Origin of the sequence: Orenia metallireducens (assembly GCF_003001995.1) — a bacterium.
Taxonomy (GTDB): domain Bacteria; phylum Bacillota; class Halanaerobiia; order Halobacteroidales; family Halobacteroidaceae; genus Orenia; species Orenia metallireducens_B.
The window spans coordinates 54782-69084 of record NZ_PVNB01000012.1 but is presented as its reverse complement, the minus strand read 5'-3'; the positions used below and the strand labels follow the sequence as shown (position 1 = coordinate 69084).

General features: G+C 32.0%; 12 protein-coding genes. All 12 read right to left on the bottom strand.

Annotated elements, in window-relative coordinates; all coding sequences use genetic code 11:
• Window positions 1–523: 523 nt before the first annotated feature.
• The 12 genes from BX659_RS09740 to BX659_RS09685 all read right to left on the bottom strand — a co-directional run bounded on the left by BX659_RS09740 (window position 524) and on the right by BX659_RS09685 (window position 14267).
• Window positions 524–2521, bottom strand: a complete 1998-nt coding sequence (locus BX659_RS09740; protein ID WP_253250733.1) for an alpha-amylase domain-containing protein — start codon at window positions 2519–2521, stop codon at window positions 524–526.
• A 338-nt stretch (window positions 2522–2859) separates the two neighbouring features.
• Window positions 2860–4509: a carbohydrate porin gene (locus BX659_RS09735; RefSeq protein WP_097018053.1), complete on the bottom strand. Its 1650-nt coding sequence runs from the start codon at window positions 4507–4509 to the stop codon at window positions 2860–2862.
• A 1428-nt stretch (window positions 4510–5937) separates the two neighbouring features.
• Window positions 5938–6408, bottom strand: a complete 471-nt coding sequence (locus BX659_RS09730; RefSeq protein ID WP_097018052.1) for a HutP family protein — start codon at window positions 6406–6408, stop codon at window positions 5938–5940.
• 57 nt (window positions 6409–6465) lie between these two features.
• Window positions 6466–7386, bottom strand: coding sequence for an HPr(Ser) kinase/phosphatase (hprK, locus tag BX659_RS09725; protein WP_172431908.1), 921 nt, complete (start codon window positions 7384–7386; stop codon window positions 6466–6468).
• Between the two features lie 108 nt (window positions 7387–7494).
• Complete coding sequence (locus BX659_RS09720) at window positions 7495–7812, bottom strand: PTS lactose/cellobiose transporter subunit IIA (RefSeq protein WP_097018051.1); 318 nt, start codon at window positions 7810–7812, stop codon at window positions 7495–7497.
• Between the two features lie 83 nt (window positions 7813–7895).
• The gene (locus BX659_RS09715) at window positions 7896–8864 is read right to left on the bottom strand and encodes an ROK family protein (RefSeq protein ID WP_097018050.1); all 969 of its coding nucleotides are present in this window, start codon (window positions 8862–8864) and stop codon (window positions 7896–7898) included.
• Between the two features lie 53 nt (window positions 8865–8917).
• Window positions 8918–9559, bottom strand: a complete 642-nt coding sequence (locus BX659_RS09710) for a DUF624 domain-containing protein (RefSeq protein ID WP_258176130.1) — start codon at window positions 9557–9559, stop codon at window positions 8918–8920.
• 528 nt (window positions 9560–10087) lie between these two features.
• The gene (locus BX659_RS09705) at window positions 10088–11128 is read right to left on the bottom strand and encodes a nicotinate phosphoribosyltransferase (RefSeq protein WP_097018048.1); all 1041 of its coding nucleotides are present in this window, start codon (window positions 11126–11128) and stop codon (window positions 10088–10090) included.
• 157 nt (window positions 11129–11285) lie between these two features.
• Entirely contained in the window at window positions 11286–12311 is a 1026-nt protein-coding gene (locus BX659_RS09700) for an alpha-hydroxy-acid oxidizing protein (protein ID WP_097018047.1), read from the bottom strand.
• A gap of 257 nt (window positions 12312–12568) precedes the next feature.
• Window positions 12569–13378 carry a Cof-type HAD-IIB family hydrolase gene (locus tag BX659_RS09695; RefSeq protein WP_097018046.1) on the bottom strand — a complete coding sequence of 270 codons (810 nt, stop codon included), beginning with the start codon at window positions 13376–13378 and terminating at the stop codon, window positions 12569–12571.
• 145 nt (window positions 13379–13523) lie between these two features.
• A complete protein-coding gene (locus BX659_RS09690) occupies window positions 13524–13922 on the bottom strand; it encodes a SoxR reducing system RseC family protein (RefSeq protein ID WP_097018045.1) in 399 nt (132 codons plus the stop codon).
• A gap of 72 nt (window positions 13923–13994) precedes the next feature.
• The gene (locus BX659_RS09685) at window positions 13995–14267 is read right to left on the bottom strand and encodes a metal-sensitive transcriptional regulator (RefSeq protein ID WP_097018044.1); all 273 of its coding nucleotides are present in this window, start codon (window positions 14265–14267) and stop codon (window positions 13995–13997) included.
• Window positions 14268–14303: the final 36 nt, after the last annotated feature.

Below are 14303 nucleotides of genomic sequence, written 5' to 3'. Positions count from 1 at the left end.
TAAGAAAATCTCTAAATTTAATCTTTCTTGCTACGATCTATCACCTCCAATCTAATATTTGTAACTAGTCATAACAAAAATAAAAACATATCCTAAGGATATAAAAATCTCCATGGATACGTTTTCTTATAAACTTATATTATTATGTATTGTTAGTCTCAAACTAAAGATTAAATAATAGTTGTTAACCACCTTAACAGTTAACATGAATAATATGTTAATAACCTAAACATTATACACTTATAAAAATTATTTGTTATTATTACACTTATTATAATTTATACACAAAAGATGAAACTACTTCTTTTATATTATTTTTTAATAAAAAACTAAGACAAATTACAATTTAAGCAAGAAATTAAGTTTCTTCTACTATTAGCAATAGATATTAAAAAACAACGAGTGATTGATGACAAGAGGATATAATTACTCATCACCTCTCACCCGCTACTAAATTGTTATACTATATCTAAAGCATTTTATTTCTTTTGTTAGTAAATAAGCTAATTATTCTATATAAATATTAATCTATAACCGGAACCCAAACACTACATCCTTTGGCTTCAGATTTAATTACTTTAAAATCTCCATATCCTTGTTCATCTGTAACTACTGTTCCAGATACATTTCCAGTTATATCTCTAAAAGCAGTATTGGACTGACGAGAATTAATCTCTCTAGTAACTAGATCTCCACTAGTTCCATCAGAAATCATCATTACTAAACCAGTTCCTTCTACATTATCTAACCCTTCTCTAACATATGAATAAACATCATTATCATTATTATCAACTTCATGACCTGTTCCATAAGCATAGTACTTTCTTGCTTGAATTAATTTATCTAATCCAGACTTCATACCATGTTGGTAGTAATCCTTCCAAAAGATAGTAGGTACTGTGCTTTCCCTAGTCAACGCATAAGCATAAGCTTGATAACTGTACTTATCAATCCCTCTCTTACCATAATTCTCTGCATTTGAACCACTTGTATCATGATTATCTATAAAAGCAACTGCCCTTTCACCATGAGTAGAATCATTGACTAAGCCAGCAGTGCTTAAAGTTGAAATATCAAAAGTACCATTCCCATCCCTCATGTTTTTAAATTTAGCTCTTAATGGGAAGTCAAATACTTTTAATTCTGAATTTTTAGCCTTATTAAAGATATCAGCTCTTCCATCAACTAAATCAAGATATGACTTTAAAGCAGTCTTATCTTCAAGCCATGCTTCTCCAACAAAGAATAACTCTTTGTTGGTTGCACTTTGAACATGATCAATCCACTCATAGATAAAGGTACTATCAACATGCTTAACAGCATCAATACGGAATCCGTCAAACCCAATTTCCTTAGTAATCCATTCACCCCATGCTTTCATCTCATCTACTACATTAATATTCGGCTCAGGAGTACCATCATAACCATTAGGATAATTGTAGTAATCTACATCTGCTCCCATTAAATATTCTGGTTCTCTCATCCAAGGGTCATCTGGAACTAACCCCCATGTCTTGCCTGCAAATAGATATAATCCATTACCTTTATCCTCAGCATAGTCTACACCATCAAAGGCTCTCCAGTCCCATTTAAAATCATGCCATAAGTCACCCCATTTATCTTGGGTATAATACTTTTGACGACCTGCTAAATCAAAGTTAGTCCAAGCATCAATTGTTCCACCTGCCTTATCAGGACTATTAGCACTTAATTTAACATCTATATCTTTATTATAAGCACCCATTCTGTGATTGAAGATAATATCATAATAAGCTTTCATACCAGAAGTATGAATAGCATCAATTGCAGTTAATAATTGATCCTTAGTTCCATACTTTGTTCTAACACTTCCTTGCTTATCAAACTCTCCTAAATCCCATAAGTCATGGGTACCATATCCAACATCTTGGTCAGCGTCTACACCTACTCCTCCCCATGCCTTATTAGCAGGAGGTAACCACAATGAAGTAATCCCTATATCAGCTAAATCATCTGCTCTATCAGCAAGCAAATTCCACAGATTAGCTTCTTCTGGGTAATCACTTGCATACTCCCCTGTATTCATCTCCCAATAGAAAGCTTGCATCATAGTCTCATTTAGATTGGCTAACCCAGAAATATCAGGAAGATTACTCATTGTCAAAAAATTAATCTTTCCATTTATACTTGTTCCATCATTATTAGTAACTGAATAGTTTAACTCATAAGAAGTAGATTTACTCAATTCAAATCCACTAATAGTAACTTTCTTTCCATCTGTTTTTGAAGTAAGTCCAGAAATAGCATTTCCATCCTCTAATATAGCAATCTCTTTACTAGCTAACTCATAATTAAACTCTAAAGTTATTCCTGTAATATCAGCAGATATAGTAGCCCCATCTTTAGGACTTGAATTGATTAACATAAATGAAGCCTGTTCATCACCATCATAACCACCACTGCTACACCCTATTAATAAACCTAAGCTTAATAAGAGTATAGCCAGCAGAAGCAATCTATTACTCTTTAACATTTTCAGCATTAACCTCTACCTCCATTGATTTGATTAAATTAATTAATATATTTCTTAGCTCCAACACTAGATATTCAAGGTCTTATAAGTTCACAGCCACTAATAAACAGAAGCTAATTATCTAAAAAACTAAAATATTATTAATATAATTGCTATAAATCATAAATAATCACCTTATAATATGAATACCAAATAATAAAACAACCCCAATATGCTAGTAATCAAACTTGCATATCGGGGTTGTTAAGCTTAACATTGCCCTTAAATTTTAAAAAATTCTAATTATTGTTAATAATTTAAAAAAGGATTAAGACCCCATGTTTAAACATAGGGTCTTAAAGTGATTTCTACCACCAAAGTTCAGTTTGAACTCCGTAAGTTATAGCAGCTTCATCATCATCGTAATTTACTCCATCGTCAAATCCTCTATTATCTGGCTTGGCATAAGTAACAAATACTCTTAATTCTGGGCGAGCCCAGAAGCTACTATCCCATTTAATTGTAGGAGCAACAGTAAACTTAGTTACAGATTGCTTATCTTGACCATCTTCATCTCTAGATTCATAACCTAGCTCATATTGCATTGCAAAGTTTTTAGTAACATAGTTAACAAATCTAGCACCAGTAGTAATTAAAGTAGTATCAGAATTCTCATCAGCACCATTATCCTCTAATTGATAGATAAGTACAGGCATTACATCCCAATTGCTAGTTAAGTTACCTACGCCATATGTCAAGAAACTAATTATGCTAGCATCTTCGTCACCCAATTGGTTAGCAGTTCCACCTAAAGCCCAGTTTTGGATACCAGATCCATATTGTAAAGCAAACTTACTAGATCCATCTTTCACACCATAAAAATCAGGTCTGCTATATACTGCCCCTAATTGGTATGCGGTTTTATCATCTACTTCTATTGTTTCTGTTTTCTTTTTAACCCATTCTGGGTTGCCATTATCATCAGTTGTCCAATGTGCATCTGTTGTTACATCATATTTACTTCCTTTAGACCAAGCAGGAGCAATTTCTAATTCTAAAGTACCTCCTGGAACAGCAATATCTTTAACTCTAATATCAATAGTCTGAGTTGATAATTCTCCATTACCTATTTTATTTCCTGTTGAATTACCTACATAAGCTACATCTAACTTAGCTCCACCTAAATTAATACCTTTAATACCTGCTCCATTACCACTCATATTTCTCCAATATTTATCAAGGATATGGATATCATCTCTTCCATAGAAACGTTTACCAGCCCAGAAAGTTAAGTCTGGTGCAAAGTCCATTCCTCCTGCTTCAACAAATGCTTGACGATTAGCCCATCCGTCTTCCCATACACTATCAGAACCATCACTATGAGCTAATAAGAATTCAGCTTTCATCCAAGCACCATTATCTGCAGTCCATTTTTTACTGAAAGTATTTTCAATAAAAGTATTGAATTCATTTCCTAATCTAAATGATCCATATGGATTACCAATACCTGGTTGACCTGCTGAGCCACCTTCTTTAGTAACTCCATAACCAGAACGAGCATAACCACTATAGTTGAATCCAATATTAGTTACTGCCATTTGCTTCTCCAATTCAACAATACGGTCAGCTAAACCTGCATTAGGATCAGCAATTACAACAGAGTTCTGTCCACCAAATCCATCTGGTGCAAAACTTGCTGCTTCATCATCTTTGATCCATTGAAGCATTCCACCACCATATACAGTAAATTTGTATTGATACTTACCTTCTTCTAATTGTGTAGTAAGTGTCCATACACCATTCTCTTTCTTCATTTTGTAAGTTGGGAAGTTTGGCAACCAGTTATTAAATTCCCCCGCTACATAAACTGCATTTGCATCAAGATTTCCTGCATAAGTAAATGTTACCTCTACTTTTCCATTATCTCCAGCACTAACTGAAGTTTTTGCAAAAGCTGGTACTGCAACTAGTGTAAGCATTAATGCTACTGTTAAAAATAAACTGAATCTTTTCTTCAATTCAATACCCCCTAAATTTTTTTGAGTTTTTAATTAAAATTATAAATGACTCCAAGATCTTACTAAGCTAAGTAGCCATCACCCCCTTAACAGAATGAAATTTATATTGATCTCTATGCCCTTAATTTTAGTTTAACAATATAATTGATAGCTAAAACATTACTGACATAAGTATTAACTCAGAGATTTGATATACCACAAAAATATATCAAGGCATAGATATAATCAACTAATATATACTAAATTTAATAAGTATACTTTTCTTTAGAATAATTAAAGAGAATAATCTCATGGTTGCGTTTCCATTATAAACAAAAAACAAATCATTACCATAGTTCTCTCTATAACCTTTAAATATAATAACTTTATGATTACGTTTTCACCAAACAGAAACAAATCTACTATTTACTTTTCTTTGAAGTACTTGGACATAATAAATTTATGGTTTCGTTTTCATTAAGTAAAAATTAATTAGATGTTTACTCTTCTTTGGAATACTTGAATATAATGGCTTTGTGGTTTCGTTTTCATAGAGAAAAAAATAAATAAACCTTAAATATTCTAGAAGAGCTCCAAGAATAACGCTATATAAAATCTAGAATTATATTATTAAACAAAACAAAAAATACCCGATATTAATTGATCTTATAGTTAAATAGATCTATTATCTGGGTATTCTAAACTTATATTAAAAACTTATCCCTATTTAGTTATTAAAAACTGATATCTAAAATAATTATACTATACAGAAAAAGAACAAGCACTAAACTTATTACATTATGTGATTATTATACCATAAAACACATTTCCTTGCAATATTATTTCATATTATTTAGTATATATTTTTTTATTATCCAATTTTAATTAAAATAGACAGTAAAATTATATTTATAATCTTATAGTATAATAAATTATTTTTACTGTAATTATATACTTCTTGATATTATCTCAAATACCTGCTTAAATTTTAATTTTTTTTATTATTTTCATTTGTCTAAAAAATTAACCAACCCAGCTAAATAATTTTAGCATAATTGAGCTTAAAACTTATTTCCAATAATTTCCTCTTTTATAATCTACTAGTAAGAAATTCTCTAATAATTATCTAAATCCTAATAAAAACTTCATATATTATAGGACAGAAAAATTAAATAATTAGCCACAGGTCAACAAAGATATACACAAAAATAAGAAATTAATTAAAAAAGATAAATATTATAATTTATTTTATCTTAATCAGTGACAATCAATGTTTAGTACCCAAGAGTACTTCTTAGCAAAAGGTACCACTTAGGGCAACTGTGGCCAAAAACCCTTTATAGCTTTCTAACTTCATTTATAATTGCTAATATAAGATCTTTATCAGTTCCTAATATATATTTAAATTTTTAATAAAATTTTTTATAATTAAATCTAAATTTAAGATATTTATTTATTACTAACTAAACCATAATAATGAACACCAAGACCAGAAATTTCATGATCAATATCTAAACCTGGTATTCCAATCTTACCATGAATAGCAACAGCTAAATGAGTGTCTTTCTTTACTATTCCAATCTTAATTCCTGCACCAGAAATACTACTCATTGGTCCATTCAGTCCAACCAATGCACGCTCAACGCATCTAGTCAATACCCGACGGTCTTGAATACCATCATCTATTACATTACCCTTAACAGCAGCACCTAAAGCATTACGTAATACTTTATTCTTTAGATCTTCTCCTTTACCTCCTGCACGAGTAATAACAGCTCCAAAGCCTTCATTAATTATAGCTTCTACTATTTTATCATCATGTTGGTCATCGACCATAGATAAGACTGTAGCAAGCTTTCCTAATTCTCTTCCGCCATCCATTCTAACAATATCCTCTACTGTAAATTGATTTAATTTCAACTTATATTCACCCCATTGTTCTTATTTTTATTATAGGTAAGCCTTATTAACTTATGGTTAATTTCCATTTCTAAGAGTCTCTTCTAACCTCTTAGTAAACTCCTGTGCAGCATTATATCCTGTACTCTTTAACCTATAATTCATTGCTGCTACTTCCATAACCATAGCCAAGTTTCTACCAGGTCTTACTGGTATAGTCACCTTAGGTACAGTAACCTTTAAAATCTCTTCAGTATCATCTTGAATACCCAATCTATCGTAATTTTTGGTATCATCCCATTTTTCTAATTCAGCAATTAAATCTATAGACTGCTCTTCTCTAACAGCCCCAGCACCAAAAAGCGTTCTTACATTAATAATTCCTAAACCTCTTAATTCCATATAATGTTTAGAAATTTTAGGAGAACGACCAACAAGTGCTCCTCTCATAAACCTTCTTATGATAACTGCATCATCAGCTACCAGTCGATGTCCCCTCTTTACTAAATCTAAGGCACTTTCACTCTTACCAATTCCACTATCCCCTTTAATGAATACTCCGACACCATAAACCTCTACTAAGACTCCATGTTTAGTAACTTCAGGTGCAAATTCACCCTCTAAATAATCAGTCAACCTACTAACAAAGCTAGTTGTTGAATAGTCTGTAGCAAGTAATGGAATTTGATTTTTCTGAGATAGATCTATTAGCTCTTGTGGTGGTTCTAACCCTCTAGTAACAACAATACAGGGAATATCGTAGCTACAAAATTTATCTAATCTCTCAGTCAATAGCTCTTTCGGTAATTCTTGTAGAAATGAGAGTTCTGTTCTTCCTAAAACTTGTACTCTATCAGGAGTAAAGTAATCAAAAAATCCAGCCAACTCTAAACCTGGTCTTTTAATATCACTAACCAGTATCATATTTTCAATTGGTGTTTGATTAATCTGTTGCAAATGAAAATGTTCTAATATTTTTTCTACAGATATACTATTCATTATTCCACCTCTTAATTCAGTAAGTAATAAGTGGTAATTAGTGAGTAGGAATAGCATAATTATTTATTCTTCACTACTCACTTTTAGCTACTTACCTTTAGCTACTTATTATTTATCTAATTTTTTGTGTAAATCAATCAATTCATTGATTAATTTAATTTCTGTTTTAGCAGCCATTAAATGATCCTTTGCATGAACTAATAATAGAGTAGGTACTATTCTATTATCACTATCATCTTTTTGCATAGCCTTAGATTGTACTTGATGACCAAGATCAAATTCCTTATTAGCTTCTGCTAATAATTGTTCAGCTTGTTCATAGTCTCCCTTTTTGGCTGCAACTAATGCATCATTGGCTAAATCCTTAGCATTTCCACCATGTAACGTGATTTGAAAAGCAGTTTTGTCTAGATTTATATTCTCCATACCAAAAACCCCCTTAAAATTTATTTAATTTATTAAAATCAGAAGAATTATAAATACTTCTGATATAAGCAACTTTAAAAATACTAAAATAAATCTAATTCAGCTAAAGCAGTAGCTACTGCTCCTAATACACCAACATCACTACCTAACTCAGCTATAACAACATCAACATCTTCTACCAAAGAATCCATTGCCCTTGCTTGTATAGTTGAATTTACTTTATCTTCAATCAACCCCCAGGATTGGGATACACCACCACCTATAACTATAGTATCAGGATTGAAGATATTAATTAGATTTGCCATTCCAATTCCTAAATAACCAGCAATCTTATCCATAATCTCTTTAGCTACTTTATCACCTTGCTCTGCTGCTTTAGCCACAACTGCTCCATTAACCTTTGTAGAATCAGCAACCAGGTCACTCATTAAAGTATCTTTACCAGACTCAACTGCTTCTTTTCCTAGTTTACTTAAAGCAGTTCCAGAAGCAATAGCTTCCCAGCAGCCATAATTACCACAGCCACACTGAAGTTTACTATCAGGAAGAATAGTCATGTGACCTATCTCACCAGCAGCATCACCAGCACCATGGAATATCTCTTTATTGATTATAATTCCTCCACCTATTCCAGTACTTACAGTCATATAAACCATATTTTCTGCTTCTTTTCCTGCACCAAACCACTTCTCACCTAAAGCAGCTGCATTAGCATCATTTTCTAAGAAGATAGGAGTATCTAATTCTCTCAATTCTTCAACAATATTAATATTATCTAAATCTAAATTAGGAGTATGCTTAATAATACCTTTTTTGATATCAACAGGTCCTGGTACCCCTAAACCAATCCCTTTGACTTGGGATAGCTCTATGCCAACCTCTTGTACAGCTTCATAGACTGTATCTTTGATCTTTTGGATAACTACCTCCTTACCCTTTTTAGCCTCTGTATCCTTTCTTACTCTAGCTAAAATATTACCCTCCAAATCAGCTACTGCAGTTAAAATCTTTGTCCCACCCAAATCTACACCAACTACATATTCTTTTTGCAAAAAAATTCCCTCCTCAATATGTATAATTATAAAATTAATAATCAATAATTGAACTATTGATTATTCTTAAAATCATAGGGTCCATTAACCTGTTTCTTAATACCATACTTTACTAACAGGTTAAGAGTAGCATTATTAGCTATTAAAGCTATCCCCCCCATAAATAATATAAGCAGACCAAATACAAGAGCTATGTTTAAAGTACCGAAAATTATGATATTTAAAAAAATAAATAAAGTATATAATAAATTATTAATAGTCAAAGAAAATGAGTACTTTAATATACTTCTAATAGAATCGTTTTCATTCTCTTCCCCTAATTCTATCATCAAAGGGAAGCAATAAATACTCATCATACCCAAAAAAATCAACAGATAAATATACAAAGGAGTCAATATAATCCCAACCTTATATTGGTAATCCATTAAAAATTTAAAGTCTATAGTTAAAATAAAAACTATCAAAACCAATATTAATGTAATAAATAAAGACTTAAGAAAATATTTTTTTATTCCAATCCAAAAGTCCTTTAGTGAAACTTGCTTATAATTAACAATCTTATTGCTAACATAAAAAGACTGAGCAGTCATAGGTCCAACTATAACTAACCCTATTATAATAGGAAGATAAAATTTAACCTGAATACTTATGTAACCGAACATAATCACTAGTCCTGCAGTCAAAAACCATAACATACTACTAAGTAATATGGAAAAAAGATTTCTATATATCTCTTTATAGCTCTTCTTAATTAAACTCCAAACAGTCATAATCTCCATCCTTTTACTACAATCATTATAAAATAAATGAATTTAACAAGGTATCTATCCATTAAAACAATAGTTTACTTACTAAATTACTTTAAATTCAATAAATTAAATCTATATCCTACAACTCTAAATACTTCTACATAATCTACTTTACATCCTGCAACTTTGAAAATAAATATTTTATTTTATAACTAATTTAGCTATAATCATATAATTTTAGTAAAATTTAAATATGATATCATTTAAAGATGATTCCAAAATTTAGCTGTCAGAAATCAGGAATCAAGAACCCTTGTTTTTAATAGATCCCCGATTCCTAAGAACTGATTTCTAAAAGTGTCACAATATACTTATTAAATCTCATTTAATAAGTATATGTCTATATCAAAAATTGAATTTATTTTTTTATTGGCTAATAGTCTCTCTTACTTTTTCACTATTAAAACCTATCAATTATAATACCCTTTTTAAATTTGGACTATCAGTCTTACCTGGGATTCTCCCTCTTTTAGCGATAGGTTTACCGTTAATCTCTTTAATATCCATAGTCATATCAATAGCCTTAGCACCTGAGATATAGCTACCTACACCAAAACCATTAACCCCTAAACTCTTCAACTCTATAATTCGCTCTGGAGTTAGACCACCAGATACGAAGATATTTACATGATTATGTCCTGCTTGGTCCAACCTAGCCCTTACCTCTTTAACCAATCCTGGTGTTACTCCGCCTCGTTCAGAAGCTGTATCTAACCGGATTCCATCAAGATTCTCCTTTAGCGCATCTGCAAGCCTTACTGCTTCAACAGCTTCATCTTGGAAGGTATCAACCAAGATTATTCTTGCAGCATCATCAGGCATAAATTCATCATAAGCCTTAGCCACTTCTAAAGTGTCACCAACAGTTAAGATTAAAGCATGAGGAACAGTACCTGAAGGTTTTTTTCCAAATAACTTTGCCCCTAAAATACAGCTGGCACCATCAGCTCCTCCAACCAAAGCTGCTCTCTCCATTACTGGTGCAATAGCTGGATGTACATGTCTAGCACCAAAGCATAACATTGGTATCTCACCACAGGCCTGTTTACACTCTCTTGCTGCAGTAGCCCACCCACTAGAGCTAGCCAATATCCCTAAAATAGCAGTCTCAAAGATACCAAAATCACTATAAGCACCTTCAATTCTCATTACAACATCTTTTCTTTCAACTTGACTTCCTTCTTCTAAAGCCCATACCTTAACATCCTTCTTCTTTAGTAGATTCAATGCTTCATCAATTCCTGCTACAATTCCAGCTCCCCCTGCAAAGATTTCAGCTACAATTTCAGTCCCCTCTAAATTCATCTTCTCTAATATTTCTTTGGTTCTAATAAAGTAAATATCTGTTGTTGCTCCAATTTCTATCTCTTCATGGGTTGCAGAGAATAAATCTCTACCTTCATCTACTTTGAAATTATTTACATCGTCTAATGTCTTTAATTCTTTGTCAGTCATCCTATATCTTCCTTCCCCTTCTATAAATAATATTTTAAAGACTGAATATCTAATTATAGTATAAATTATTTAGCTTAATCTTAACTTATATTTAATAATAAGTACATACTTCTTTAATTTCTATAATAGAAAGAAGTTATCCTGCTTAAAATGAAAGTTAATCATTAAGCTTTCTCAAAATATTACCTTTAACTGCTCCAAGGCTTTCACAGCCTGTCAAAATCATAGCTTTCTTAAGCTCAGTGGTCATCTTTTCTAAAATCATCTTAAATCCTTCTTTCTCTCCGCCAAAGACACCAATAATCAAGGGTCTAGCAACTAAAACCCCATTGGCACCTAAAGCCAAAGCTTTCAAGACATCTACCCCTGATCTAATTCCTCCATCTACTAATATCTTAATCCTTCCACCTACTTCGCTAACAATCTCTGCTAAAACATCAGCAGTTCCAGGCGTACTATCCAAGACTCGTCCACCATGATTAGAAACAACAATAGCATCTACTCCAGCCTCAGCTGCTATTCTTGCTTCATCTAAGGTCATAATTCCTTTCAAAATAAAAGGTAAATCAGTACTATTAACCAACTCTTCTATCTCTTCTTTACTCTTAGGTCCTACAGGTTGCCCCTTTAAAGCCATGGTAATCAGCCCTGCTCCATCAATATCAACTCCTACCGCTAGGGCTCCTACCTTCTCTGCTTCTTTTATCCTCTTAATAATCTCTTTTTGTGACCTTGGTTTGATAATTGCTATACCAAAACCATCAGCCTGTTTAATCGCTTCTAGCCCTGAATTATACATAGTAGGGTCTGCACCATCACCAGTCATAGCTATTGTACCAAACTCTTTACTTCCTTCAACCACTATATCGGCATACTCCTCTTCAGAAAGTGATCCTCCCATATTATAGCTACTCCCTGTTACTGGTGCCTTAATGATTGGGGTAGTTAATTTTACTCCAAACAGCTCTAATTCAGTGCTAGGATTTTGAACCTGATGAATTGTTCTCATCTCCAATTTATACCTCTGCCAAGCCTCTATATTTGCTTGAAAAGCTGATCCAGTACCAGCTCCCCCCATACCTGGAACCTCTCCCCGACAGGCCTTTCCATCACAAAAGGGGCATACCTTGCAATAGCCCTTCATCTTTTCTCTAGCATTATTATAAATCTGATTCAACTCCATTCTAAACCCCTCCTCCTATATATCATTATGGTTTATTTGCTCCTTTATAAGAAATCTATATTTTAAAAGATTTTAACTCATATTGAACTGTCCTCAGCTTAAGTATAAATTTAATTATATTTTTAAATATCTAATCATCTATTTAGCTTTCTATAAATTATCAACGGACCAATCAATTTCCCTTCTCTTCTCTTAATTTATTTTATTAAAAGCAAAAACCATTTATGCTAAAATTAACCATTTAAAATATTAATTCTTTATTCTTCAGCTAAGATGAACTTCTCAATCAGCTCCGCTACGCCATCTTCATCATTTGATTTAGTAATATAATCTGCTCGTTCTTTTATCTTCTCCCTAGCATTAGCTACAGCTACTCCCAATCCCGCATATTCTATCATCTCTAAATCATTAAAGCTATCACCAACAGCAATTACCTCTTCAGAGCTAAGACCTAAATCTTCTACTATTTGGGCTAAAGTGTTACCTTTAGAGACTTCTTTATTTATAATTTCTATAAATTTAGGTTTGGAACGAGTTATATTTAGTATATCTCCAAACTCCTTTTCTAAACTCTCCTCTATAGCATCTGCTTTCTCAATATCTTCTTCTACTATCAATAGCTTAGTTGAAGGGCTTTCCAGAAAATCATTAAGATCATCCTTAATCAAGACAGGCTTTATCCCTGAGATCTGCTCATAATAATCTGCTTCAGCACCTAATTTATTGACATATAAAATATCATCAAGATAAATATTCAAATGCAAGTCTTCTTTTTTGACGATATCAATAATCTTATGGGCAGAAACTAAGTCAACTGGTTTATGTAAGATTGTATTAGCTGAATCTATCTCCTTAACTAAAGCTCCATTATATGTAATGACTTCACCATGCAATCCCATCTCCTTTAAATGGGGTAATGCTGAAGAGAACATTCGTCCAGTTGCAATTAAAACCTTAACCCCCTTATCCTCTGCTGCTTTAATAGCCTCTTTAGTTCTAGCTGAAATACTTAAACCACTTGGTAATAGAGTATCATCCATATCAATTGCTATTAACTTATATTTCATCTTATTTGATCCTCCTTATATTTTTCTCAATAATTATCTTGAGATATTTATAAAAAGACCTATCTAAGTAGGTCTAGTTAAGCTTAACTTCAAATTTATTATAAATTTGATTATTCAGCCATTAATCTAATCTCACTAAATATAACTAATCTAAAATACCTGTTAGCTTTAAGTTATACTTATTCTCTTGTACCTTGCCAAATCCTCTTGCAATTAAAAATGATGCTAAAAATAATAAAAATCCCAATCCTATTCTACCCAATTCTGTATCTATTCCTAAAGCTACTCCAGCTAGATATCCTATTACTAATCCTACTAAGGGCAATAAATAGATAAATAAGGCTGCATTTAGAAGATTACTCTCCTTCATCTCTAAGATTACCATATCTCCTAATTTAGCCTTGAGATCATTATCAACTATCAATTTCATATCATCACCTTTATGACAACCACCACATTTACCACAAGCAGAATGCTTTTTAATTACTACCTCTACTTTATGCTCATTATCTAAAACAGATACTACCTGAGCAAACTGTCTCATATTAATTCCCCTTTTCTTAAAATTACTGATTATTAATCAAAATTTATCATCATTCTTTATCATATAGTTTTATTATTTTGTAAATTTAAATATTACCTCCATCAATTCATTAATAACCTCATCACCATCTTCATTAGCTACAGCATTCTGCACACAACCATGGGTATGCTTCTCTAAGATAGTCATTCCTACCTTGGTCAATGCTCCTTTTACAGCAGCAATCTGTGTTAAAACATCTACACAATACTTCTCCTCATCTATCATCCGCTGTATACCACGAACTTGACCTTCAACCCTCTTTAATCTATTAATTAATTGTTCTTTATCAGAACTATATGAACTCATATTTTTACCTCCCAAAATCATTAATCTATTCTATAT